Origin of the sequence: Streptomyces sp. A2-16 (assembly GCF_018128905.1) — a bacterium.
Taxonomy (GTDB): Bacteria; Actinomycetota; Actinomycetes; order Streptomycetales; family Streptomycetaceae; genus Streptomyces.
On the sequence record NZ_CP063808.1, the window covers coordinates 1,900,587 to 1,925,558 of the forward strand.

Sequence of the window (24,972 nt, forward strand, 5' to 3'; positions counted from 1 at the left end):
GGGTGGGGCGGGGATCCGCGGGGATGGCCGGAGCGCGCCATCCTAAGTCCCCAACCAGCCGTCTGACCAGGGGTTTCCCGGTATGTATACGGCAATGTCAGAGGTGTGGTGTGCAATGGATCTCGTGCCCGCACTGGAAGAACCACTGGAACAGCCGCTCAAGGCAGTGCTCGGCCCCGCCACCGCGAAGGTGATGGCCGAGCATCTCGGCCTGCACTCCGTCGGCGACCTCCTGCACCATTACCCGCGCAGATACGAGGAGCGGGGCCAGCTGACCCACCTCGCCGACCTGCCGATGGACGAACACGTCACCGTGGTCGCCCAGGTCGCCGACGCCCGGCTGCACACCTTCGCCTCCGCCAAGGCACCGCGCGGCAAGGGGCAGCGGCTGGAGGTCACGATCACGGACGGCAGCGGCCGCCTCCAACTGGTCTTCTTCGGCAACGGCGTCCACAAACCCCACAAGGAACTCCTGCCGGGCACCCGCGCGCTCTTCGCCGGCAAGGTCTCCCTGTTCAACCGCCGCCTCCAACTGGCGCATCCGGCCTACGAGTTGCTGCGCGGCGCCGACGACGAGGCAGTGGAGACGGTGGAGTCCTGGGCGGGCGCCCTGATCCCCATCTACCCCGCCACCGCCAAACTGGAGTCCTGGAAGATCGGCAAGGCGATCCAGACGGTCCTGCCGAGCGCGCAGGAGGCGATCGACCCCCTCCCGCCGTCCCTGCGCGAGGGCCGCGGCCTGGTCACCCTCCCCGAGGCACTCCTCAAGATCCACCGCCCGCACACCAAGGCCGACATCGCCGACGCCCACGCCCGCCTCAAGTGGGACGAGGCCTTCGTCCTCCAGGTTGCCCTCGCCCGCCGCCGCCACGCGGACGCCCAACTCCCGGCGGTCCCGCGCAGACCCGCTCCCGACGGCCTGCTCTCGGCCTTCGACGACCGCCTCCCCTTCACCCTCACGGACGGCCAGCAGAAGGTCTCCAAGGAGATCTTCGACGACCTTGCGACGGACCATCCGATGCACCGGCTGCTGCAGGGCGAGGTGGGCTCGGGCAAGGCCCAGCCTCTGGACTCGCTCGTCCTCACGCCTGCCGGTTTCCGCCGAATGGGGGACATGAGGGTGGGTGACGAGATCGTCGTGCCTGACGGGGAGATCGCGCTGATCGACGGTGTCTTCCCACAAGGCGAGCGCGATGTCTGGCGGCTGGTCCTTTCGGACGGCAGCTCCGTCGAGTGCGACGACGAGCATCTGTGGATTGTCGGCACGAGGTGCGGGTGGCACCGCGGCCAGGCCCCCGAGGTCATGACGACTCGCGAGATTCGGCTGGACACCTTCAAGGCCAACGGATCGTCGAAGTGGTACCTCCCAGCCGCCACCCCCGTCGATCTCGGGGACGACTGCGGGCTGCCTCTCGATCCGTACCTGTTCGGCGTGCTTCTGGGAGTCGGTTCCTTCCGGCACAACCTGCGTCTGTCCACGGTCGATGCCGAGATCCGCGAGGCTGTCGAGACCGCCGTGGCACCGGAATGCAGGCTGGTTCCGGTGGGCGGTTCCCGGTGCGACTACACGATCCAGCCGACTCGCCGCGCGGGTGGCGTGCGCAATCCGGTGATCCAGGCCGTTCGGGACCTGAAGCTCTGGGGCGTGACGTCGCACGGCAAGTTCGTTCCCGACGAGTTCAAGAACACATCGATCAAAAACCGTCTCGCCGTGTTGCAAGGGCTGATGGACACGGACGGCACTGTCGACGAGGCGGGCCTCAGCATCTCGTTCTGCTCCGCTTCGCTGAGGCTCGCGGAAGACGTTGCGTGGCTCGTCCGTTCACTGGGCGGAAGGGCGCGAGTCCTGCCGAAGCGGGCGGCGTTCAACGTCTCCGTCTCTCTGCCCGACGGGTACGCCCCGTTCAGGCTGAGGCGCAAGGCCGAACGAGTAGGTCCCCGCCCGAAATACAACACGTTCCGGCGGGGGATTCGGGCGGTCGAGTACGTGGGACGCGAGCCTGTCCAGTGCATCAGCGTCGCGCACCCCAGCCGCGCCTACATCACCGACAACTTCACGGTGACCCACAACACCATGGTGGCCCTGCGCGCCATGCTCGCCGTGGTCGACGCCGGCGGGCAGGCCGCCATGCTGGCCCCCACCGAGGTGCTGGCCCAGCAGCACCACCGGTCGATCGTCGAGATGATGGGCGAGCTGGCCGAGGGCGGCATGCTGGGCGGATCCGAGCACGGCACCAAGGTCGTGCTGCTCACCGGTTCGATGGGGACGGCCGCGCGCCGACAGGCGATGCTGGATCTGGTCACCGGTGAGGCCGGCATCGTGATCGGCACGCACGCGCTGATCGAGGACAAGGTGCAGTTCCACGACCTGGGCCTGGTCGTGGTCGACGAACAGCACCGGTTCGGCGTCGAGCAGCGGGACGCCCTGCGCGGCAAGGGAAAGCAGCCGCCCCACCTCCTCGTCATGACGGCCACCCCCATCCCGCGCACCGTCGCCATGACGGTCTTCGGCGACCTGGAGACCTCTGTCCTCGACCAGCTCCCGGCCGGCCGCTCCCCGATCGCCAGCCATGTGGTGCCCGCAGCGGACAAGCCCCACTTCCTCACCCGGGCCTGGGAACGCGTCCGCGAGGAGGTGGAGAACGGCCACCAGGCGTACGTCGTCTGCCCCCGGATCGGCGACGAGCAGGACGATCCGAAGAAGACCGGGAAGTCGGCGCAGGACGAGGCCGAGAAGCGTCCGCCGCTGGCCGTCCTGGACGTGGCGGACCAGCTGGTGAAAGGCCCGCTGCGGGGCCTGGAGGTCGAGGTCCTGCACGGCCGCATGCACCCCGACGACAAGGACGCGGTCATGCGCCGCTTCGCCGCAGGCGAGACCCACGTCCTGGTGGCCACCACGGTCATCGAGGTCGGCGTCAACGTCCCGAACGCCACGGCGATGGTCATCATGGACGCCGACCGCTTCGGCGTCTCCCAGCTGCACCAGCTGCGCGGCCGGGTGGGCCGCGGCTCGGCGGCGGGCCTGTGCCTCCTGGTCTCGGAGATGCCCGAGGCGAGCCCGGCCCGCCAGCGCCTGAACGCGGTCGCCTCGACCCTGGACGGCTTCGAACTCTCCCGCATCGACCTGGAACAGCGCCGCGAGGGCGATGTCCTGGGCCAGGCCCAGTCCGGCGCCCGCACCAGTCTCAGAGTCCTCGCGGTCATCGAGGACGAGGAGATCATCGCGGAGGCCAGGCAGGAGGCGACAGCGGTGGTCGAGGCCGATCCCGAGCTCAAGGCACTTCCCGGCCTGCGCACGGCCCTGGACGCGCTGGTGGACGAGGAGAGGGAGCAGTACCTCGAAAAGGGCTGAGAAACTGGACCCGTAACCGCCCCCGAACAAGGACCGAAGATGACGCGCGTGATCGCGGGCAGGGCCGGCGGACGCCGCCTGGCCGTCCCGCCGGGAAACGGAACCCGTCCCACCTCCGACCGCGCCCGCGAAGGTCTCTTCTCCACCTGGCAGTCCCTGCTCGGCGGCCCACTGGCAGGCGAACGGGTGCTGGACCTCTACGCCGGATCAGGAGCGGTCGGCCTCGAAGCCCTTTCCCGCGGCGCGGGCCACGCCCTGCTCGTCGAGGCCGACGCCCGAGCCGCCCGCACCATCCGGGAGAACATCAAGAGCCTCGGTCTGCCCGGCGCCGAACTGCGCACCGGCAAAGCCGAACAGATCATCCAGGCACCGGCGCCGAGCGAGCCGTACGACCTGGTCTTCCTGGACCCCCCGTACCGCGTCACAGATCACGATCTTCGCGAGATTCTCCTCACACTCCGCACGGAACACTGGCTCGCGCCGGAGGCCCTCGTCACCGTGGAGCGCAGTACCAGAGGGGGCGAATTCGCCTGGCCGCCCGGTTTCGCCGCGGTCAAGGCCCGTCGCTACGGCGAGGGAACGTTTTGGTACGGTCGCGCCGCCATGGGCGACAACGCCTCTACGTGCGAAGACGCACGATGACCGGACCGGAGAGCGAGGGATCTCAAGTGCGCCGCGCCGTCTGTCCCGGGTCGTTCGACCCGATCACCAACGGACACCTCGACATCATCTCCCGCGCCTCCAGGCTGTACGACGAGGTCTACGTCGCGGTGATGATCAACAAGTCCAAGAAGGGCCTCTTCGAGATCGACGAGCGGATCGACCTGATCCGCGAGGTCACCGCCGAGTACGGCAACGTGATCGTGGAGGCCTTCCACGGCCTCCTGGTCGACTACTGCAAGGAACGCGACATCCCGGCCATCGTCAAGGGCCTGCGTGCGGTCAGCGACTTCGACTACGAGCTCCAGATGGCCCAGATGAACAACGGCCTCAGCGGCGTCGAGACCCTCTTCGTGCCGACCAACCCCACCTACAGCTTCCTTTCCTCCTCGCTCGTCAAGGAGGTCGCGACCTGGGGCGGAGACGTCTCCCACCTGGTGCCCCCAAGGGTTCTGGAAGCGCTGAACGAGCGCCTCCGCAAGGGCTGATGGGACTACAGTCGTCCCGTCCGTCTCCAACACAGCTGTAGAGAGTGGCGAGCACAGGTGGACGTGCAGAAGAAGCTCGACGAGATCGTCGCCGCGGTCTCCGGCGCCCGGTCGATGCCCATGTCGGCCTCCGTGATGGTCAACCGCGCCGACCTGCTCGCGATGCTCGAAGAGCTGCGCCAGGCCCTGCCCGGCTCCCTCGCGCAGGCCCAGGAGCTGATCGGCGACCGTGAGCAGATGGTCGAGCAGGCCCGCCAGGAGGCCGAGCGGATCATCGGGCAGGCGCACGCCGAGCGCGGCTCGCTGATCTCCGACACCGAGGTCGCCCGCCGCTCCCAGGCCGAGGCCGACCGGATCCTGAACGAGGCCCGCCAGGAGGCCGAGGAGGTGCGCGCGGAGGCCGACGACTACGTCGACTCCAAGCTCGCCAACTTCGAGGTCGTCCTCACCAAGACCCTCGGCTCGGTCGGCCGCGGCCGCGAGAAGCTCCTCGGCACCGGCCCGGGCCTCGACGAGAACGGCTATGAGGACGAGGACGCCCCCGAGCGCAGCCACGACCCCGAGACGCTGCGCAAGGACGCCGACTCCTACGTCGACGCCAAGCTCGGCGCCTTCGAGGCGGTCCTCGCCAAGACCCTGGAGGCCGTCGGCCGCGGCCGTCAGAAGCTGCACGGCCGGATCGCCACCGACGACCTCGGCGCCCTCGGCGACGACACCTCCACCGTCCAGCACTCCAGCGACGCCGACTACCTGGCCGATCTCACCGCCCTGGCGGAGCAGGACGCCCAGGCCCAGCAGGCGGCCCAGCAGCCGGACTACGCCCAGCAGCCGGCGTACGGCTACCAGCAGGCCGACGCCTACGCCGGCTACCAGCAGCAGCCCGATCCCTACGCCCAGCAGGACCCGTACGGCTACCAGCAGGCCGATCCCTACGCCTACCAGGGCTACGACCAGCAGCAGGCCGCGTACGACCAGCAGCAGGCCCAGCAGGCCCAGCAGGCCCAGCAGGCCCAGCAGGCCCAGCAGGCCCAGCAGGCCCAGCAGGCGCACCAGCCGCAGCAGACGCACCAGTCCCAGCAGAGCTACGCCCTCGACGAGACCAGTCTCTTCGACACCGGCATGATCACACCGGAGCAGTTGAGGGCGTACGAACAGGGTCGCGGCCAGTAAGGGACCACCGGATTGGGCCGTGAGCGAAAGGTCCAGTATCCTGGCTCTTCGGTCGCGCGTACGTCCGCGATCAACGCTGCCCGGGAACACCGAAGGGCAGCGTCCCTCTGAGTTCGAAGATCGAAAGCAGGAATGGCTCCCAACGCTCGCCTCGACCACCGCAACCCTCTCGTGTTCGACACGCACGAGCTGGGGCGGCGTCCTGGCGCGCTGCAGCGCCTGACCCGTGAGATCGACGCTCCCAAGGATCTCGGTATCCAGGGAGTCATCGGAGTGCCGGAAGGCGCCCCGGTCGAGCTCGAACTCCGCCTTGAGTCGGTCATGGAAGGGGTGCTTGTCACAGGCACCGCCCGTGCACAGGCGAAGGGGGAGTGCGTAAGGTGTCTGGAGCCGCTCGAGCTGGCGCTCGCTGCGGACTTCCAGGAGATGTTCTCGTACCCTGACGCCGACGACCGGGGCCGTGTGAAAGCGGAACCGGCCGACGACGCCGAGGAAGACGAGGACAGGCTCTTCATCGAGGACGGCCTGTTCGACCTCGAACCCGTGCTGCGTGATGCGGTGGTGCTCGCACTGCCGATGCAGCCGGTGTGCCAGGACGACTGCCCCGGCCTGTGCTCCGAGTGCGGAGCCCGGCTGGCGGACGACCCGGACCACCACCACGACGCCGTCGACATCCGTTGGGCGGCACTGCAGGGACTCGCCGGTTCACTCGAAGACGGCGAGAAGGACGAGATGAGTGGCGAAGCGCCTCGATCGGCGCCCGCCAACGAGAAGCAGGAGAAGTAGCCGTGGCTGTTCCGAAGCGGAAGATGTCGCGCAGCAACACGCGCCACCGCCGGTCGCAGTGGAAGGCTGCGGTCCCCACCCTGGTTGCGTGCGAGCGCTGCCACGAGCCCAAGCTGCAGCACATCGCGTGCCCCGCTTGTGGCACCTACAACAAGCGCCAGGTCCTCGAGGTCTGAGCGGCTGGTGAGAGGCACTGTGTCCACGCCGAAGAAGAACGCGGGCGACAACCAGGCCTCGTCCCACACGCTGTTGGAAGGGCGGCTCGGGTACAAGCTCGAGTCCGCCCTTCTGGTGCGTGCGCTGACCCACCGGTCCTACGCGTACGAGAACGGCGGTCTGCCGACCAATGAGCGCCTGGAGTTCCTCGGGGACTCCGTGCTCGGCCTCGTGGTCACCGACACGCTGTACACCACCCACCCCGACCTGCCCGAAGGCCAACTGGCCAAGTTGCGGGCCGCGGTGGTCAACTCGCGCGCGCTGGCGGAGGTCAGCCGTGGGCTCGACCTGGGTTCCTTCATCCGGCTCGGCCGTGGTGAAGAGGGCACGGGCGGCCGGGACAAGGCATCCATCCTCGCCGACACCCTGGAAGCGGTGATCGGCGCGGTCTATCTCGACCAAGGTCTCGAGGCGGCCTCCGAACTGGTGCACCGCCTGTTCGACCCCCTGATCGAGAAGTCCTCGAACCTCGGTGCCGGCCTGGACTGGAAGACCAGTCTCCAGGAGCTCACCGCGACCGAAGGACTCGGCGTGCCCGAGTACCTGGTCACGGAGACCGGCCCCGACCACGAGAAGACCTTCACTGCTGCCGCCCGCGTCGGAGGCGTCTCGTACGGCACCGGCACCGGCCGCAGCAAGAAGGAGGCGGAGCAGCAGGCCGCGGAGTCCGCCTGGAGGTCCATCCGGGCCGCCGCGGACGAGCGCGCCAAGGCGGCGGCCGCGAAGGCTGTCGAAGCCGTAGCAGTCGCCGAGGACGACGACGAAGGTCCGTCGTCCGTCTCCGCCTGACGCCTGGCGACAGAGCGTCCGGAAGAACAGCGCAGCCGAGCGCCTGCCCCAGCACACCGGGGCGGGCGCTCGGCTCATCACCGGTCCGTGACGGGGGAGTCCCATGCCCGAGTTGCCCGAGGTCGAGGTCGTACGGCGTGGTCTCGAGCGGTGGGTCGCCCACCGTGCGGTCGCCGAGGCCGAGGTGCTGCACCCGCGCGCGGTCCGCCGTCACCTCGCCGGCGCCGACGACTTCGCGCACCGGCTCAAGGGGCACCGCGTCGGCACCCCGAGCCGCCGTGGCAAGTATCTCTGGCTGCCGCTGGAGGACACGGACCAGTCGATCCTGGCCCACCTCGGGATGAGCGGTCAGCTGCTGGTGCAGCCGCATGCCGCCCCCGACGAGAAGCACCTCAGGATCCGGGTGCGGTTCGCCGACGAGGTCGACACCGAGCTCCGCTTCGTCGACCAACGCACCTTCGGCGGACTGTCGTTGCACGACAACACCCCCGACGGCCTGCCCGATGTCATCGCGCACATCGCACGCGACCCCCTCGACCCGCTCTTCGACGACGACGCCTTCCACCAGGCCCTGCGCCGCAAGCGCTCCACCATCAAACGGGCCCTGCTCGACCAGTCGTTGATCAGCGGGGTCGGCAACATCTACGCGGATGAGGCCCTTTGGCGCTCCCGCATCCACTACGAGCGCCCCACCGCCGGCTTCACGCGCCCGCGCACGGACGAACTCCTGGGCCATGTCAGGGATGTGATGAACGCGGCCCTCGCGGTCGGCGGCACCAGCTTCGACAGCCTGTACGTCAACGTCAACGGCGAGTCCGGGTACTTCGACCGGTCCCTCGACGCGTACGGCCGTGAGGGGCTGCCGTGCAAGCGGTGCGGTACGCCGATGCGCCGACGGCCCTGGATGAATCGGTCCAGCTACTTCTGCCCGAGGTGTCAGCGGGCGCCGCGCGTCACGTCGTAGCGCTCGCGGGCGGCCAGGATGGTGTCCATGCGGCCCTCGACGAAGTGGATGAGGTCCAGCAGGCGCTCGGCGACCTCGCGGCCCAGGGGGGTCAGCTCGTAGTCGACCCGGGGCGGGTTGGTGGGCTGTGCCTCGCGGTGCACCAGGCCGTCGCGCTCCAGCGCCTGGAGCGTCTGGGAGAGCATCTTCTCGCTCACGCCGTCCACCCGGCGGCGCAGCTCGTTGAAGCGCAGCGAGCCCTCGTGCAGGGCGCCGAGCGTCAGTCCGCCCCAGCGGCCCGTCACGTGCTCCAGCGTGCCGCGCGAGGGGCAGGCCTTGGCGAACACGTCGTACGGGAGGTCCCGCGCCTCCGGGGGCTGCTGCGTGGTGTCCATATCACGAGCGTACTGGAAGACAGCACTAACCAACAGGTTGCACTAACCGAAAGTTAGTGCAACCTGCCTCGGTGTTCCCTCTAGTACCCGAAGTCCTGCGTCCACCAGGGGCCGCCGGAACCGAAGACCACACCCACGCCCAGCGTCTTGAAGTCGCAGTTCAGGATGTTGGCCTTGTGGCCGGGGCTGTTCATCCAGGCCTCCATGACCGCCGCCGGGTCGGCCTGGCCCCGGGCGATGTTCTCGCCGCCGAGGCTGGTGATCCCGGCCTGTGCCGCGCGGTCCCACGGCGTGGCGCCGCTCGGGTCGGTGTGGTCGAAGAAGCCCTGGTCGGCCATCGCCTTGCTGAAGGCCGTGGCCAGGTCGGCCAGCGCGCTGTTGGCGGCGACCGGGCTGCAGCCGACCTTCGCCCGCTCGACGTTGACGAGCTCCAGCACCTGGGCCGCGGCGGCGGCCTCGGTGGAGACCTCCACCGGTGTGGTGGTCTCCTTCTTCGCCGGCTCCCGCTCCTTCTGCGAAGGCTTCTTGTCCGGCTTCTCGCTCGGCTTGGCCTCCGGCTTCTTCGTCGGCTTCTCGCTCGGCGCGGCCGTCGAGGTCGAGGGGGCGGGCGAGGGCGAGGAGGCGCGCTCGGCGTCCCGGCTCGTCGACGAACCGTCCTCGCGGTTCTCGGCGCTGCCGGCGGTGCCGCCCTGCTCGGCCGGGGAGTTGGTCGGCGAGCCCGCCGCCTGCACATCGCCGCCGGTGCTGCTGTTGCCGCCGCCGAGCTTGTAGTTGTCCAGGCCGGGCACCACGCCCGAGGCGACCGCGACCGTGCCGATCGCGACGGCGGCCGAGACCCCGAGCAGACCGGTCTTGACCGGCGTCACGAGGTTCTTCTTGCGTCGGCGGTGCGAGCCGCCGCGGCGCGGTCCGCCGGCGGGCGTGTAGCCCTCGCCGCGGTACAGCGCGTACTCCTCCTCCGACGCGAACAGGTAGGCGTCACTGCGCGCGTAGGGGTCGGGGTCCTCGTGGCTCAGGTAGGTCGCGGTGCCCGCCGAGGCGAAGTTGTACGAGTCCTGTGGGTCGTGTCCGCTCCCGAAGGAGCTGTACGTCTGTGTGACCCCCGTGGCGCGGCCCGTGGCGGCGCGGCCGGCGGCGGAGCGTCGGTGGCGTCCCATGTCCTTGCCTTCCTCGTCTGTTCTTGAGGTCGACGCGTCCCCCCGGTCAACCAAGTCACAAAACCCACACGATCGAGTGAGTTTCGTATGAGATTCATTGGCAGCGGACAGTACCGCATGGCGCCAGAGGAAGGAGTGTCCGGAGAGACATTGGCCGGTTAGGTTGCACCCATGAGCGAGGATGTACGACTGGTCGCCTGGGTGCGAGGACGCGTCCAAGGTGTGGGTTTTCGCTGGTTCACACGGGCCAAGGCCCTCGAGATCGGCGGCCTGAGTGGTTTTGCTCTCAATTTGGACGACGGACGCGTCCAAGTGGTCGCCGAAGGGCCGCGGAAGGGCTGCCAAGGGCTCCTGGAGTGGCTCCTGGGTGACGACACGCCCGGCCGCGTCGACGGGGTCACCGAGATCTGGGACACACCTCGCGGGGGTTACGACGGCTTCGCCATCCGATGAGCCGTTTCTGCGGAACCGCCCGGGCGGCGGTGCGGGGACATGCCACCGGCACCCGCCGGAAGCGGAAAGGTGCTGGTGGTTGCCAAGAAGCCCCTGCCGTGGCAGGCTCCGCAGCTAAGAATGATCGCCGCACCCCCGGGGCCCTGAAGGAGCCGCAGCGCCGCCGTCCGAAGCCGCGCAGGCACGGGTTGTCCCCCAATACGGGGCGTGATCGTGTTGACCGTCAAACTTTTTGGTGAGACGCTGAAAGCACCCCGCGCACCTTAGCTGTTTGGCATGGATGAACGGCAGCACGAACTCAAGAGTGTCAAGCACCGCGGGTGCGAATCCCTCACGACCCACACCGCTTCGGTCGGTCACTCAGTGTGGAGGACCATCCATCATGGCAAAGGCGCTTCTCGGTTACGTCGGCGGCTCCGACCCTCGACTCCTCGCCGAGATGCGACGGCTCCAGCAGCGCGTACAGGACCTGGAATCCGAGCTCGTACGGATCCAGGCGGAGAACGACGCGCTCGCGGCTGCCGCTTCTCACGAAAGTCTCATGGAGAGCATCGACGCACACCAGGCGGAGCCTGCGCTCACCTGATCGCTGCATCGCTCCACGACAGCTCATGCAGTGGTTGGGCGGCCTGTATCAACCGCTAAGTTGTCAGAGTTTGCAAGGGACGCTTCGGCGTCCCTTCTTTCTTGCCCCCGTGCACCCTTTCACTCTCTTAACGTTTGGTGTGCCCTGCACGTTCAATCGTGAAACCGCGGGCAACAGCGCGTTCATGGAGTGAGACACCCCCGGAAGGTAGAGTCCAGCGGCGTGCACCTCAAGGCCCTGACCCTCCGAGGGTTCAAGTCGTTCGCCTCGGCGACCACACTCCGGTTCGAGCCGGGGATCACGTGTGTCGTGGGGCCCAACGGCTCGGGCAAGTCCAATGTGGTGGACGCGCTCAGCTGGGTCATGGGCGAGCAGGGCGCCAAGTCGCTGCGCGGCGGCAAGATGGAGGACGTCATCTTCGCCGGCACCACGGGGCGCCCCCCGCTGGGCCGTGCCGAGGTGTCCCTGACCATCGACAACTCCGACGGGGCCCTGCCCATCGAGTACGCCGAGGTCACCATCACGCGGATCATGTTCCGCAACGGCGGCAGCGAGTACCAGATCAACGGCGACACCTGCCGTCTCCTGGACATCCAGGAACTCCTGTCCGACTCCGGCATCGGCCGCGAGATGCACGTGATCGTCGGCCAGGGCCAGCTCGACTCCGTCCTGCACGCGGACCCGACGGGCCGCCGCGCCTTCATCGAGGAGGCCGCCGGCGTCCTCAAACACCGCAAGCGCAAGGAGAAGGCGCTGCGCAAGCTGGACGCGATGCAGGCCAACCTCGCGCGCGTGCAGGACCTCACCGACGAACTCCGGCGCCAGCTCAAGCCGCTCGGCCGGCAGGCGGCGGTCGCCCGCCGGGCCGCCGTCATCCAGGCCGACCTGCGCGACGCCCGCCTGCGGCTGCTCGCCGACGATCTCGTACGACTGCGACAGGCGCTCCAGGCCGAGGTCGCGGACGAGGCCGCGCTGAAGGAGCGCAAGGAGGCCGCCGAGCAGGAGCTGAGGAAGGCCCTCCAGCGGGAGGGCCTTCTGGAGGACGAGGTACGGCAGCTCACTCCCCGTCTCCAGCGCGCCCAGCAGACCTGGTACGAGCTCTCCCAGCTCGCCGAGCGGGTGCGCGGCACGATCTCGCTGGCCGACGCACGCGTGAAGAGCGCGACCTCGGCGCCGCCCGAGGAACGGCGGGGCCGAGACCCCGAGGACATGGAACGCGAGGCCGCCCGGATCCGCGAGCAGGAGGCCGAGCTGGAGGCCGCCCTGGAGGCGGCCGAGCATGCCCTGGAGGACACGGTCGCGCACCGCTCCGAGCTGGAGCGCGAGCTCGTCCAGGAGGAGCGGCGGCTGAAGGACGTCGCCCGCGCCATCGCCGACCGCCGCGAGGGCCTCGCCCGCCTCAGCGGCCAGGTCAACGCGGCCCGTTCGCGCGCCGCCTCCGCCCAGGCCGAGATCGACCGCCTGGCCGCCGCGCGAGACGAGGCCGAGGAGCGGGCGTTCGCCGCGCAGGAGGAGTACGAGGCCCTGAAGGCCGAGGTGGACGGCCTCGACGCGGGCGATGCGGAGCTGGCGGAGCAGCACGACGCGGCCAAGCGGCGGCTCACGGAGGCGGAGGCCGCGCTGACGGCCTCCCGGGAGGCGACCACGGCGGCGGAACGCCGGCGCGCGGCGACGCAGGCCCGCCACGAGGCGCTGGCGATGGGGCTGCGGAGGAAGGACGGGACGGGAGCGCTCCTGGGAGCGAAGGACCGCCTCACCGGCCTGCTGGGCCCGGCAGCGGAACTCCTCACGGTGGCCCCGGGCCACGAGGTCGCGCTGGCGGCGGCGTTCGGAGCGGCGGCGGACGCCCTCGCGGTGACGTCCCCGTCGGCGGCGGCAGAAGCGATCCGCCTGCTGAGGAAGCAGGACGCGGGCCGGGCGTCACTGCTCCTGGCCGGGGCTCCGGAGAGCGTTTCCGGGGGCGCGGGGACCTGTTCGACCAGCCACGACGGACCCGCGGACGCCACCCATCAGCACGCGGCAGATCTGGTCCGCGCCCCCCAGGATCTCCTCCCCGCGGTACGACGCCTGCTCCACGGCATGGTCGTCGTCGGCACCCTCGAGGACGCCGAGGACCTCGTCTACGCCAACCCCCACCTCACCGCCGTCACCGCCGAAGGCGACCTCCTGGGCGCCCACTTCGCCCACGGCGGCTCCGCGGGCGCCCCCAGCCTCCTGGAAGTACAGGCCTCCGTGGACGAGGCGGCGGCCGAACTCGAAGAGCTGGCGATCCGCTGCGAGGAACTCACCGAGGCCCAGCACACAGCCGTGGAGCGGCGCACGGCAGCGGCCGCCCAGGTCGAGGAGCTCGGCGAGCGCCGCCGCGCCGCCGACCGCGAGAAGTCGGCCGTGGCCCAGCAGCTCGGCCGGCTGTCCGGTCAGGCGAAAGGCGCCGCCGGTGAAGCCGAGCGGTCCACGGCGGCGGCCACGCGCGCGCAGGACGCCCTGGAGAAGGCCCTCGAAGAGGTCGAGGAACTCGCCGAACGCCTCGCCGTCGCCGAGGAGATGCCGGTCGAGGAGGAGCCGGACACGTCGGTACGGGACCGTCTCGCCGCCGACGGCGCCAACGCCCGCCAGACCGAGATGGAGGCCCGCCTCCAGGTCCGTACCCACGAGGAGCGGGTCAAGGGACTGGCGGGACGGGCGGACTCCCTCGACCGGGCCGCCCGCGCGGAACGCGAGGCACGCGCGCGTGCCGAGCAGCGGAAGGCGAGGCTGCGGCACGAGGCCGCCGTCGCCGAGGCCGTCGCCTCCGGGGCCCGGCAGCTGCTCGCGCACGTGGAGGTGTCCCTCGCGCGCGCGGACCAGGAGCGGACCGCCGCCGACGCTGCCAAGGCGCTCAGGGAACGGGAGTTGACCGCCGCGCGGAACACCGGCCGCGACCTCAAGGCCGAGCTCGACAAGCTGACCGACTCCGTCCACCGGGGCGAGGTGCTGGGTGCCGAGAAGCGGATGCGGATCGAGCAGCTGGAGACCAAGGCACTGGAGGAGCTGGGGGTCGAACCGGCGGGCCTCGTCGAGGAGTACGGACCCCACCAGCTCGTCCCGCCCTCCCTGCCTGCCGAGGGGGAGGAGCTGCCCGAGGACCCGGAGCATCCGCGCAACCAGCCGAAGCAGTTCCACCGGGCCGAGCAGGAGAAGCGGCTCAAGGCGGCCGAGCGGGCGTACCAGCAGCTCGGCAAGGTCAATCCGCTCGCGCTGGAGGAGTTCGCGGCGCTGGAGGAGCGGCACAAGTTCCTCAGCGAGCAGCTGGAGGACCTGCGGAAGACCCGCGCCGACCTGCTGCAGGTGGTGAAGGAGGTCGACGAGCGCGTCGAGCAGGTCTTCACCGAGGCATACCGGGACACAGCCCGTGAGTTCGAGGGCGTCTTCAGCCGGCTCTTCCCGGGCGGCGAGGGACGGCTGATCCTGACCGACCCCGACAACATGCTCACCACCGGCGTGGACGTCGAGGCGCGGCCGCCGGGCAAGAAGGTCAAGCGGCTCAGCCTGCTCTCCGGTGGCGAGCGGTCTCTCACGGCCGTAGCGTTGCTGGTGTCGATCTTCAAGGCGCGGCCCAGCCCGTTCTACGTCATGGACGAGGTCGAGGCCGCGCTCGACGACACCAACCTCCAGCGGCTGATCCGCATCATGCAGGAGCTGCAGGAGGCCTCGCAGCTCATCGTGATCACGCACCAGAAGCGGACCATGGAGGTCGCGGACGCGCTGTACGGCGTCTCCATGCAGGGCGACGGGGTGTCGAAGGTCATCAGCCAGCGGCTCCGCTAGTCCGTTCGTCTACCCCGTTTTCATCTGTTCATTCTTTGAACTCAGAATCCTCACCTGTGCCTGTTTTCTCACACCGCCCCAGCTGTTGCTTTCGGAACTTGAAGGCATAAGGTCTTCATCGTTGTTCTTGCCTTCAGGCAGCGTTGCCGATGGCCTTAGGAGTGGAACGTGACCAGCACAGCCCAGGCGCAGAAGTCAGGAGCCGGAACGGCTCATCCCGATCATCTCGGGCACGTCATCTTCATCGCGGCGGCGGCCGCGATGGGCGGGTTCCTCTTCGGCTACGACAGCTCCGTGATCAACGGCGCCGTCGAGGCCATCCGGGACCGCTACGACATCGGCTCCGCGGCCCTGGCGCAGGTCATCGCCATCGCCCTGATCGGCTGCGCGATCGGCGCGGCGACCGCCGGACGCATCGCGGACCGCATCGGCCGTATCCGCTGCATGCAGATCTCGGCCGCCCTCTTCACGGTCAGCGCCGTCGGTTCGGCGCTGCCCTTCGCGCTGTACGACCTGGCGTTCTGGCGGATCGTCGGCGGCTTCGCCATCGGCATGGCCTCCGTCATCGGCCCCGCCTACATCGCCGAGGTCGCCCCGCCCGCCTACCGCGGCCGTCTCGGGTCCTTCCAGCAGGCCGCGATCGTCATCGGCATCGCCATCTCGCAGCTGGTCAACTGGGGCCTGCTGAACGCGGCCGGCGGCGACCAGCGCGGCAAGCTGATGGGCCTGGAGGCCTGGCAGGTCATGCTCGGCGTCATGGTGATCCCGGCCGTCCTCTACGGTCTGCTCTCCTTCGCGATCCCCGAGTCCCCGCGCTTCCTGATCTCCGTCGGCAAGCGCGAGCGGGCCCGCGAGATCCTCGCCGAGGTCGAGGGCGACAAGATCGACCTCACCGCCCGCGTCGCCGAGATCGAGCACGCGATGAAGAGCGAGCACAAGTCGACCTTCAAGGACCTGCTCGGCGGCTCCTTCTTCTTCAAGCCGATCGTCTGGGTCGGCATCGGCCTGTCGGTCTTCCAGCAGTTCGTCGGCATCAACGTCGCGTTCTACTACTCCTCGACGCTGTGGCAGTCGGTCGGCGTCGACCCGACGGACTCGTTCTTCTACTCCTTCACGACGTCGATCATCAACATCGTCGGCACCGTGATCGCGATGATCTTCGTGGACCGCATCGGCCGCCGCCCGCTCGCCCTGATCGGTTCGGTCGGCATGGTGATCGGTCTCGCGCTGGAGGCCTGGGCGTTCTCCTTCGACCTCGTCGACGGCAAGCTGCCGGCCGCGCAGGGCTGGACCGCGCTGATCGCCGCCCACGTGTTCGTCCTCTTCTTCGCCCTGTCCTGGGGTGTGGTCGTCTGGGTCTTCCTCGGCGAGATGTTCCCGAACCGGATCCGCGCCGCCGCGCTCGGCGTGGCCGCGTCCGCGCAGTGGATCGCCAACTGGGCCATCACCGCGAGCTTCCCGTCGCTGGCCGACTGGAACCTCTCCGCGACCTACGTGATCTACACGGTCTTCGCCGCGCTCTCCATCCCGTTCGTCCTCAAGTACGTCAAGGAGACGAAGGGCAAGGCGCTGGAGGAGATGGGCTGACGGCCCACCCGCGAGCCCGGGGGGAGGGGCCAACACCCCGCTGCCCCTCTCCCCGAACCTTCCGCCGCCCCCGGTCCAGGCAACCGCCTGGACCGGGGGCGGCGGTGCTGTACGCGCGCGGGGTCACCGGAGTCCGTGCGCTCGCGCCCGGCTCAGCCGGCCAGTGCCGGGAGCACCCGTTCCGCGAACAGCCGCAGGCTCCGCCACCCCTCCTCCACCGGCATCCCGCCCGCCAGCGGATGCAGGACGAGGTTGTCGAGTCCCAGCTCCACGCACTGGTCCGGCGTGAGGATCCGGTACACGCCCTCCGACCGGAGTTCCTCCACACTGGTCGCCGCCGACCGGACCGCCGAGCGGATGTCGCCGGACTGCCAGGAGGCGTACGTGCGGGCCTCGTGCAGGAAGTGCTCTCCGTGCCGTGCCCACACCTCGTCCGGGTTCTCGGCGATGTGCAGCAGGGGGGTCTCGGCGGTCGGCATCATGGTCCAGCCCTCGGTGCCGTACTCGACGAGCTGCTCCTTGTAGTACGCCTCCAGCTCCGGCAGATGCGCGCTGGGGAAGAACGGCAGACCCAGGCGGGCGGCCCGGCGAGCCGCGGCCTTGGAGGAGCCGCCGACCAGGAGGAGGGGGTGCGGATCGGTGAAGGGGCGCGGGGTGACCCGTACCGTTCGGCCGCGGTACTCGAACTCCTCGCCGGTCCAGGCTTTGAGCAGGGTCTCCAGGAGCTCGTCCTGCAGTCGGCCGCGCCGCCGCCAGTCCACGTCGAACAGGGCGTACTCCTCGGGCCGGTACCCGATCCCGGCGACCGTCACCAGCCGGCCGCCGCTCTGCAGATCCAGTACGGCGATCTCCTCGGCCAGGCGGAGCGGGTCGTGCAGCGGGCCGATCACCGCGGAGACGGTGACCGCGATCCTGCGCGTCGCGCCGAAGACCGCGCCCGCGAAGGCGAAGGGCGACGGCAGCCAGTTGTTGTCGACGCCGTGGTGCTCCTCGGTCTGCACGGTGCTGATCCCGTGCTCGTCGGCGTACGCGGCCATGTCCAGGGCAGCCCGGTAGCGGGCGCTGAGGGAGGCGGGCGTCGCGCCGGGCTCGACGAGGTTGAAACGGACGACCGTGACGGGCATGGGGGTCCCCCTTCACCGGGCGGATGGTGCGGGGGACGGTAGCTGACGGAACGTCAGATCGCCATGGCCGCGGGGTCGCCGTACCGGGGCTCCACGACCGGAGGTTTCGGCAGCACCGCGTACAGCAGCCCCGAGACCGCGATCGTCGCCGCCCAGCCGAGGCCGTACTCGCCGACCGGGTTGTCCGCGGCGAACGGGCCGGTGAACCAGTCGGACGCGGTGAACAGGAGACCCGTGCCGAGGCCCGCCGCCCACGCGGTGACCGCGGCCGTGCCGAAGCCGTGCCGGTACCAGTAGGCGCCGGCCGGGGTCGTGTCGAGCAGTGCCTCGCCGTCGTACGACGTCCTGCGCAGCATGTCGGCGCCGAAGACGCCGGCCCACGCCGAGAAGGCCACCGCGAGCAGGGAGAGGAAGGCGACGAAAGTGCCCAGGAAGCTCGTCGCCGCCAGCATGAGGATGCCGCCGAGGACCAGTGAGATCAGCGCGTTGACCGAGACCGCCCAGTGCCGCGGGACACGGAAGCCGAGCGCCTGCGCGGTGAAGCCCGCGGAGTACATGGACATCGAGTTGATCAGCAGGGTGCCGACCAGGGCGATCAGGAGATAGGGCACGGCGAGCCACAGCGGCAGGATCTCGCCGAGGAAGGACACCGGGTCCGGGGCCCGGGCCAGGTCCGGGGTCGCGGACGCCATGACCGTGCCCATGAGGAGCATCGGCAGGACGACGACCCCGGCGCCGCCCACCGTGTTGCGTACGATCGCCGCCGAGGACGCCGTACCCGGCAGATAGCGTGTGAAGTCGGGGGAGGAGGGCACCCAGCTGATCCCCCCGGCCGCGATCAGGCCGATGCCCGTGATCATCGCCGACGTCGGTCCCGCGGCCCGGCCGAACACCTCGCCCCAGTCCGCGACGACGAGCAGCCGGACGAGCACCAGGACCGAGAAGGCGGCGAAGAGCCAGGCCGCCCCCTTGGTGCACCTCTGCAGGACGCCGATGCCCAGGCCGGAGATCGCGAAGGTCGCGAGCACGAAGAACAGCAGTGTCACCACGATCAGGGCGGTACCGCCGTGGACGCCGAAGAGGATGTTCAGGACGGTGAGCAGCGCGTAGGCACCCGTCACCGCGTTGATCGTCTCCCAGCCCCAGCGGGCGACCCAGATCAGCGCCCCGGGCAGCAGATTGCCGCGCTGCCCGAAGACCGCGCGGGACAGCGCCGTACCGGGGGCGCCGCCGCGCCTGCCCGCGATCGAGATCAGCCCCACCAGGCCGTACGACACGGCCGGCGCGGTGACACCGACGGTGAGGACCTGCCAGAAGTTGAGGCCGTACGACACGGCCAGGCCCGCTCCCATCGTCAGGAGCAGGACGCTGATGTTGGCGGCGACCCAGGTGGGGAACAGGCTCCTGGTCCGTGCGGTGCGCTCCTGCTCGGGGACCGGTTCCAGACCGTGGGTTTCGAGGGCACTCACAAGCAATCACCCTATATGCGGTGAAAAGTCACCGAATGGGCTCGCGCTCACCCAGCGCTGCGGCGCCGTCTCCCCGGCGGGGCCGGGATGGATACTGGACGGGTTATGGAAACCGTCATCCTTGCTGTAGTCATCGCCGTGGTCGTGCTCGGTGTGCTCGGCGGGCTCGTCGTCGGCAGCCGGCGCAAGAAGTCGCTGCCCCCGCCACCTCCCGCCGCTCCCGACATCACCGCCCCTCCGGCCGAGCCGCACGTCGGCGACGAGGCCGAGACTCCGCGCGACGAACCGCGCCGGACCATAGAGGAGGTCGATCTCCCGGGCGGCTCGGCGCCGCCCGTCGTGGAAGAACTCCCCCCGACCGAGCTCGAGGTCCCCGAGCCCACCGCCGGACGCCTCGTCCGGCTGCGCACCCGGCTATCCCGCTCGCAGAACGCGCTCGGCAAGGGGCTGCTCACGCTCCTGTCGCGCGAGCACCTCGACGACGACACCTGGGAGGAGATCGAGGACATCCTCCTCACCGCCGACGTCGGCGTGGCCCCCACCCAGGAGCTGGTCGACGGGCTGCGTGAGCGGGTGAAGGTGCTCGGCACCCGCACCCCGGACGAACTGCGCGGGCTGCTGCGCGCGGAACTGCTCAAGCTGGTCGGCACCGAGGTCGACCGCACCGTGAGGACCGAGCCCGAGGAGCGCAAGCCGGGCATCGTCATGGTCGTCGGGGTCAACGGCACCGGCAAGACCACCACCACCGGCAAGCTCGCGCGCGTGCTCGTGGCCGACGGGCGCAGCGTCGTGCTGGGTGCCGCCGACACCTTCCGGGCCGCCGCCGCCGACCAGCTCCAGACCTGGGGCGAGCGGGTGGGCGCCCACACCGTGCGCGGGCCCGAGGGCGGCGATCCCGCCTCCGTCGCCTTCGACGCGGTGAAGGAGGGCAAGGAGATGGGGGTCGACGTGGTCCTCATCGACACCGCCGGCCGCCTCCACACCAAGACCGGCCTCATGGACGAGCTCGGCAAGGTCAAGCGGGTCGTGGAGAAGCACGCGCCGCTCGACGAGGTGCTGCTCGTCCTGGACGCCACCACCGGGCAGAACGGCCTGGTGCAGGCCCGCGTCTTCGCCGAGGTCGTCGACATCACCGGCATCGTGCTGACCAAGCTGGACGGCACGGCCAAGGGCGGCATCGTGGTCGCGGTCCAGCGCGAACTCGGTGTGCCGGTCAAGCTGATCGGACTGGGCGAGGGCGCCGACGATCTGGCGCCGTTCGAGCCGGAAGCGTTCGTGGATGCCCTTATCGGCGAGTGAGAGACCCCGCGCACGAGGAAGCGCCCGCCCCCCAGGTGCAGTGGGGAGCGGGCGCTTCGCTGTGCGTGGCAGCTCCGCCGTGTACGGCTATGCGCGCGAGCGGTGCGCCACGTACGCCAGGGTCCCCAGCAGCAGCCTCGCCGCCGGTGGCTTCGTCGCCGTGTCCAGTGACGGCGGTCGCAGCCACCGGACCGGTCCCAGGCCGCCGCGGTCCGACGGCGGGGCCGTGATGTGGCTGCCGGGGCCCAGGCCGCGCAGGTCCAGGGAGGCGGCGTCGTCCCAGCCCATGCGGTAGAGGAGTTCGGTCAGGTCCGACGCGGCGCCGGGGGCGACGAAGAACTGGGCGCGGCCCTCGGGGGTCGCGGTCACCGGGCCGAGGGGCAGGCCCATGCGCTCCAGACGGACCAGGGCGCGGCGCCCGGCCGGTTCGGCGACCTCGATGACGTCGAAGGCGCGGCCGACCGGCAGCATCACCGAGGCGCCGGGGAACTCGGCCCACGCCTTGGTCACGTCGTCGAGCGTGGCCCCGGCCGGTACCGGGGGCGCGAAGTCGAGGGGGTGGGCGCCGGGTCGGCGGCAGTCCGCGCGACCGCAGGAGCAGGCGCCGGCCGAGGCCCGCGCGCCCGGGACGACGTCCCAGCCCCAGAGTCCGGTGAACTCGGCGACGGCGGTGCACTCCGAGGAGCGGCCGCGCCTGCGCGTGCCGGAACGAATCTCCCGAATGCCGCCGATCGTGAAGCCCATGCCCCCTCCAACGGGTCCAGCGCGCCGGTGGTTACGAGACGGACGCGTTCGGTCACTCTCCGTTTCCTCATCCGGGCGATCCGGGCGTCCGGAAGCGTCCCGGGTGGTGCGCTGGGGCATGTGCGCCCCTGAGTGCACCGTTCCGCCCACCCCCGCTCGGTCTATGTCAAGTGAATCGTGTGGAGGCGACCGTGAGTTCATTCGAAGGGGTGGCGAATGGTGGCGTTTCCGGGATCGCCATGGCTGGACGCGTGATCGTAGGATTACTTTGAGTGCACGAGTCCTGGGGGCACATGCGCTTGTGGGTATGCCGGAGGCAAGTCGGTTCCCCGTTCGAAGGCTGACAACCGCCGGACGAACGGCCGTATTTACCGGCATTCTGATAAGGCTTGGCGCACTCGGCGACAAGTGGTCTCAGGGATGGGGGCGTTCCAGTGGGCGGCAACAGTGGAAGCGGGACGGGCGCCGGGGGCGCCGCGCAGAGCTCCCCTCAGGCCGACAAACGCCCGAACGAACTGCTCACCTCCTGGTTCGTGCGCAGCGGCTGGTCCAAGGGCGAGCTCGCCCGCCAGGTCAACCGCAGGGCCCGCCAGTTGGGCGCCAACCACATCTCCACCGACACCTCGCGGGTGCGCCGCTGGCTGGACGGCGAGAACCCCCGCGAACCCATCCCCAGGATCCTGTCCGAGCTGTTCTCCGAGCGGTTCGGATGCGTCGTCTCCGTCGAGGACCTCGGACTGCGCGCCGCCCGCCAGTCGCCGTCCACGACCGGGGTCGACCTGCCCTGGACGGGCCCGCAGACCGTGGCCCTGCTCAGCGAGTTCTCGCGCAGCGACCTCATGCTGGCGCGGCGCGGCTTCCTCGGGACCTCGCTGGCCCTGTCCGCGGGCCCGTCCCTCATCGAGCCCATGCAGCGCTGGCTGGTCCCCGGCCCGGGCAGCACCCCGCACCGGGAGCCCGACCCCGCCGCGGCGCGGCGCGTCGGCCGGCTCTCCCGGCCGGAGCTCGACCTCCTCGAGTCGACGACCGTGATGTTCCGCCAGTGGGACGCCCAGTGCGGCGGCGGCCTGCGCCGCAAGGCGGTCGTCGGCCAGCTGCACGAGGTGACCGACCTCCTCCAGGAGCCCCAGCCCGAGACCACCACCCGCAAGCTGTTCAAGGTCGCCGCCGAACTGGCCGAGCTCGCGGGCTGGATGTCGTACGACGTGGGCCTCCAGCCCACCGCCCAGAAGTACTTCGTGCTCGCCCTGCACGCCGCCAAGGAGGCCGGGGACAAGCCGCTCGGCTCCTATGTCCTGTCCAGCATGAGCCGCCAGATGATCCACCTCGGGCGGCCCGAGGACGCCCTGGAGCTGATCCACCTCGCGCAGTACGGCAGCCGGGACTGCGCGAGCCCGCGCACCCAGTCGATGCTGTATGCGATGGAGGCCCGCGCCTACGCCAACATGGGCCAGCCCGGCAAGTGCAAGCGGGCGGTCCGGATGGCCGAGGACACCTTCGCCGACGCCGACGAGTGGGACGAGCCGGACCCCGACTGGATCCGCTTCTTCTCCGAGGCCGAGCTGTACGGCGAGAACTCCCACTCCTACCGCGACCTCGCCTACGTCGCCGGCCGCAGCCCGACCTACGCCTCCCTGGCCGAGCCCCTCATGCAGCGGGCGGTGGAGCTCTTCTCCGAGGACGGCGAGCACCAGCGGTCGTACGCACTCAATCTCATCGGCATGGCCACCGTGCATCTGCTGCGGCGCGAGCCCGAGCAGTCCGCCGTACTGGCGGAACAGGCCATGCACATCGCCAAGAAGGTCCGCTCCGAGCGCGTCAACACTCGTATTCGAAAGACGGTCGACACGGCCGTACGCGATTTCGGTGATCTCGCCGAGGTCGTCGACCTGACGGAGAAGCTCGCCGTCGAACTGCCCGAGACCGCGGAAGCCGTCTGAGAACCCCGTAGATCCCCAGAACCCCGGCCGCGGCCGGCCCTCCCGAACTGCCCGACTCGGCTCCCCCATGCCAGGTCATCGGAAGGCCGACCGCGGCCGGTTTCTTTCCTTCTACGAAGGTTGCGCCACGATAACGATCGACGCGGCCCGAATCTGCCAGTTCATCGACGCGTAACACACCAGGCGCCTTCGTCACGGCGGCGAAACAACGAGGGGCTTCCACGGAAACGGCGCTGCGCCAATCTCATGGCGCATAACCGGCCCACCCCTCAATCCGCTCTGGCTTCGCCCGCACGGGGCCGTACCTACGACGAGGAGACGCCGATGGCACCAGCCATCACGCTCGCCGCAGACAAGCTGTCTGTGGCCAACACAGGCTTCATGTTGATCTGTTCCGCCCTGGTGCTGATCATGACCCCGGGCCTCGCCTTCTTCTACGGAGGCATGGTCCGCGTCAAGAGCACCCTCAACATGCTGATGATGAGCTTCATCAGCATGGGTATCGTCACCATCCTGTGGGTGGTCTACGGCTTCTCCATGGCGTTCGGTACGGACCACGGCTCGCTCATCGGCTGGGAATCCGACTTCTTCGGATGGACCGGCATCGACAAGGGCGACATCTGGTCCGGGTACACGATCCCGGTCCTCGCCTTCGCCGTCTTCCAGATGATGTTCGCCATCATCACGCCCGCCCTGATAAGCGGCGCGATCGCCGACCGCGTGAAGTTCTCCGCCTGGGCGCTCTTCGTGGCGCTGTGGGCGACGGTCGTGTACTTCCCGGTCGCCCACTGGGTCTGGGGCACCGGCGGCTGGGCCTTCGAGCTCGGTGTGATCGACTTCGCCGGTGGTACGGCGGTCCACATCAACGCGGGTGCCGCGGCACTCGGCGTGATCCTCGTCATCGGCAAGCGCGTCGGCTTCAAGCGGGACCCGATGCGTCCGCACAGCCTCCCGCTGGTCATGCTCGGCGCCGGCCTGCTGTGGTTCGGCTGGTTCGGCTTCAACGCCGGCTCGTGGCTCGGCAACGACGACGGCGTCGGCTCCCTGATGTTCGTCAACACCCAGATCGCCACCGCGGCCGCCATGCTCGGCTGGCTCATCTACGAGAAGATCCGCCACGGCGCGTTCACCACCCTCGGTGCCGCCTCCGGCGCGGTCGCCGGTCTGGTCGCCATCACCCCCTCCGGTGGTGCGGTCACCCCGATCGGCGCGATCTGCGTCGGCGTCATCGCCGGTGTCCTGTGCGCCATGGCGGTCGGCCTGAAGTACCGGTTCAACTACGACGACTCCCTGGACGTCGTCGGCGTCCACATGGTCGGCGGTGTCATCGGTTCCCTGCTGATCGGCTTCTTCGCCAGCGGCAAGGGTCAGTCCGACGTCAAGGGCCTCTTCTACGGCGGCAACGCGGACCAGCTCTGGAAGCAGTGCGCCGGTGTCTTCGCGGTCCTGGCCTACTCCCTGATCGCCTCCGCGATCCTGGCCTTCCTGCTGGACAAGACGATCGGCATGCGGGTCAGTGAGGACGAGGAGGTCTCGGGCATCGACCAGGCCGAGCACGCCGAGACCGCATACGACTTCAGCGGTGCCGGTGGTGGCGCCGCCCGGACCTCCGTCACGGCCCCGGCCGCCGACGCGGGCAAGAAGGTGGACGCATGAAGCTCATCACCGCCGTCGTCAAGCCGCACCGGCTCGACGAGATCAAGGAAGCCCTCCAGGCATTCGGGGTCCACGGCCTGACGGTCACCGAGGCGAGCGGTTACGGTCGTCAGCGGGGCCACACCGAGGTCTACCGCGGTGCCGAGTACACCGTCGACCTGGTCCCGAAGATCCGCATCGAGGTCCTCGCCGAGGACGACGACGCCGAGCAGCTGATCGACGTCATCGTCAAGGCGGCCCGGACCGGCAAGATCGGTGACGGCAAGGTCTGGTCCCTGCCGGTCGAGACCGCCGTAAGGGTCAGGACGGGCGAGCGCGGCCCGGACGCGCTCTGAGGGAAGAACAGAACAG

General features: G+C 69.8%; 21 protein-coding genes. 16 read left to right on the forward strand and 5 right to left on the reverse strand.

The features are described from left to right. Positions 1–115 precede the first annotated feature (115 nt). The 8 genes from IOD14_RS08795 to mutM all read left to right on the forward strand — a co-directional run bounded on the left by IOD14_RS08795 (position 116) and on the right by mutM (position 8,425). Positions 116–3,352 carry a helicase-related protein gene (locus tag IOD14_RS08795; protein WP_212669994.1) on the forward strand — a complete coding sequence of 1,079 codons (3,237 nt, stop codon included), beginning with the start codon at positions 116–118 and terminating at the stop codon, positions 3,350–3,352. Between the two features lie 39 nt (positions 3,353–3,391). Next, positions 3,392–3,994: a 16S rRNA (guanine(966)-N(2))-methyltransferase RsmD gene (rsmD, locus tag IOD14_RS08800; RefSeq protein WP_212669995.1), complete on the forward strand. Its 603-nt coding sequence runs from the start codon at positions 3,392–3,394 to the stop codon at positions 3,992–3,994. Positions 3,995–4,020: 26 nt separating this feature from the next. Then, entirely contained in the window at positions 4,021–4,500 is a 480-nt protein-coding gene (coaD, locus tag IOD14_RS08805; protein WP_020138732.1) for a pantetheine-phosphate adenylyltransferase, read from the forward strand. Between the two features lie 57 nt (positions 4,501–4,557). Continuing rightward, the gene (locus tag IOD14_RS08810; RefSeq protein WP_212669996.1) at positions 4,558–5,670 is read left to right on the forward strand and encodes a cell division initiation protein; all 1,113 of its coding nucleotides are present in this window, start codon (positions 4,558–4,560) and stop codon (positions 5,668–5,670) included. Positions 5,671–5,802: 132 nt separating this feature from the next. Beyond that, positions 5,803–6,456 (forward strand): DUF177 domain-containing protein, encoded by a 654-nt coding sequence (locus IOD14_RS08815; RefSeq protein ID WP_123991844.1) that lies wholly within the window; start codon positions 5,803–5,805, stop codon positions 6,454–6,456. Between the two features lie 2 nt (positions 6,457–6,458). Continuing rightward, positions 6,459–6,632, forward strand: coding sequence for a 50S ribosomal protein L32 (gene rpmF / locus IOD14_RS08820; protein WP_006139588.1), 174 nt, complete (start codon positions 6,459–6,461; stop codon positions 6,630–6,632). A gap of 19 nt (positions 6,633–6,651) precedes the next feature. Further along, a complete protein-coding gene (gene rnc / locus IOD14_RS08825) occupies positions 6,652–7,461 on the forward strand; it encodes a ribonuclease III (protein ID WP_123992897.1) in 810 nt (269 codons plus the stop codon). A 103-nt stretch (positions 7,462–7,564) separates the two neighbouring features. Beyond that, positions 7,565–8,425 (forward strand): bifunctional DNA-formamidopyrimidine glycosylase/DNA-(apurinic or apyrimidinic site) lyase, encoded by an 861-nt coding sequence (gene mutM / locus IOD14_RS08830; RefSeq protein ID WP_212669997.1) that lies wholly within the window; start codon positions 7,565–7,567, stop codon positions 8,423–8,425. Here mutM and IOD14_RS08835 read toward each other — a convergent pair. Together IOD14_RS08835 and IOD14_RS08840 are read right to left on the reverse strand one after the other, a co-directional pair. Beyond that, complete coding sequence (locus IOD14_RS08835; RefSeq protein ID WP_123991846.1) at positions 8,398–8,799, reverse strand: helix-turn-helix domain-containing protein; 402 nt, start codon at positions 8,797–8,799, stop codon at positions 8,398–8,400. The two genes, mutM and IOD14_RS08835, sit on opposite strands and share 28 nt — an antisense overlap. 80 nt (positions 8,800–8,879) lie before the next feature. Further along, complete coding sequence (locus tag IOD14_RS08840) at positions 8,880–9,956, reverse strand: CAP domain-containing protein (protein ID WP_212669998.1); 1,077 nt, start codon at positions 9,954–9,956, stop codon at positions 8,880–8,882. Positions 9,957–10,127: 171 nt separating this feature from the next. Between IOD14_RS08840 and IOD14_RS08845 the strand changes: the two genes are divergently transcribed. The 4 genes from IOD14_RS08845 (at position 10,128) to IOD14_RS08860 (ending at position 16,389) form a co-directional block, all read left to right on the forward strand. Further along, positions 10,128–10,409 carry an acylphosphatase gene (locus IOD14_RS08845; protein WP_031041224.1) on the forward strand — a complete coding sequence of 94 codons (282 nt, stop codon included), beginning with the start codon at positions 10,128–10,130 and terminating at the stop codon, positions 10,407–10,409. A gap of 382 nt (positions 10,410–10,791) precedes the next feature. Further along, on the forward strand, positions 10,792–10,995 hold the full coding sequence (locus tag IOD14_RS08850; protein ID WP_123991849.1) for a hypothetical protein: 204 nt from the start codon (positions 10,792–10,794) through the stop codon (positions 10,993–10,995). 222 nt (positions 10,996–11,217) lie between these two features. After that, complete coding sequence (gene smc, locus IOD14_RS08855) at positions 11,218–14,802, forward strand: chromosome segregation protein SMC (RefSeq protein ID WP_212669999.1); 3,585 nt, start codon at positions 11,218–11,220, stop codon at positions 14,800–14,802. A 168-nt stretch (positions 14,803–14,970) separates the two neighbouring features. Beyond that, complete coding sequence (locus IOD14_RS08860) at positions 14,971–16,389, forward strand: sugar porter family MFS transporter (protein ID WP_123991851.1); 1,419 nt, start codon at positions 14,971–14,973, stop codon at positions 16,387–16,389. A gap of 152 nt (positions 16,390–16,541) precedes the next feature. On the opposite strand, the gene IOD14_RS08865 is transcribed toward IOD14_RS08860, so the two are convergent. Next, complete coding sequence (locus IOD14_RS08865) at positions 16,542–17,513, reverse strand: LLM class flavin-dependent oxidoreductase (RefSeq protein WP_212670000.1); 972 nt, start codon at positions 17,511–17,513, stop codon at positions 16,542–16,544. A gap of 53 nt (positions 17,514–17,566) precedes the next feature. Continuing rightward, a complete protein-coding gene (locus tag IOD14_RS08870; protein WP_249125871.1) occupies positions 17,567–18,982 on the reverse strand; it encodes a cytosine permease in 1,416 nt (471 codons plus the stop codon). A gap of 105 nt (positions 18,983–19,087) precedes the next feature. On the opposite strand from IOD14_RS08870, the gene ftsY reads away from it, so the two are divergent. Continuing rightward, positions 19,088–20,281, forward strand: coding sequence for a signal recognition particle-docking protein FtsY (gene ftsY, locus IOD14_RS08875; RefSeq protein ID WP_123991854.1), 1,194 nt, complete (start codon positions 19,088–19,090; stop codon positions 20,279–20,281). A gap of 87 nt (positions 20,282–20,368) precedes the next feature. Here ftsY and IOD14_RS08880 read toward each other — a convergent pair whose 3' ends face one another. Continuing rightward, on the reverse strand, positions 20,369–21,025 hold the full coding sequence (locus IOD14_RS08880) for a bifunctional DNA primase/polymerase (RefSeq protein ID WP_123991855.1): 657 nt from the start codon (positions 21,023–21,025) through the stop codon (positions 20,369–20,371). A gap of 434 nt (positions 21,026–21,459) precedes the next feature. Here IOD14_RS08880 and IOD14_RS08885 point away from each other — a divergent pair, with 434 nt between their 5' ends. From IOD14_RS08885 to IOD14_RS08895, 3 genes are all read left to right on the forward strand, one after another. Then, positions 21,460–22,965, forward strand: coding sequence for a hypothetical protein (locus IOD14_RS08885; RefSeq protein ID WP_123991856.1), 1,506 nt, complete (start codon positions 21,460–21,462; stop codon positions 22,963–22,965). Positions 22,966–23,289: 324 nt separating this feature from the next. Continuing rightward, the gene (locus tag IOD14_RS08890) at positions 23,290–24,621 is read left to right on the forward strand and encodes an ammonium transporter (RefSeq protein WP_123991857.1); all 1,332 of its coding nucleotides are present in this window, start codon (positions 23,290–23,292) and stop codon (positions 24,619–24,621) included. After that, positions 24,618–24,956 (forward strand): P-II family nitrogen regulator, encoded by a 339-nt coding sequence (locus IOD14_RS08895; RefSeq protein ID WP_003997576.1) that lies wholly within the window; start codon positions 24,618–24,620, stop codon positions 24,954–24,956. Before IOD14_RS08890 ends, IOD14_RS08895 begins: the two co-directional genes overlap by 4 nt. Positions 24,957–24,972: the final 16 nt, after the last annotated feature.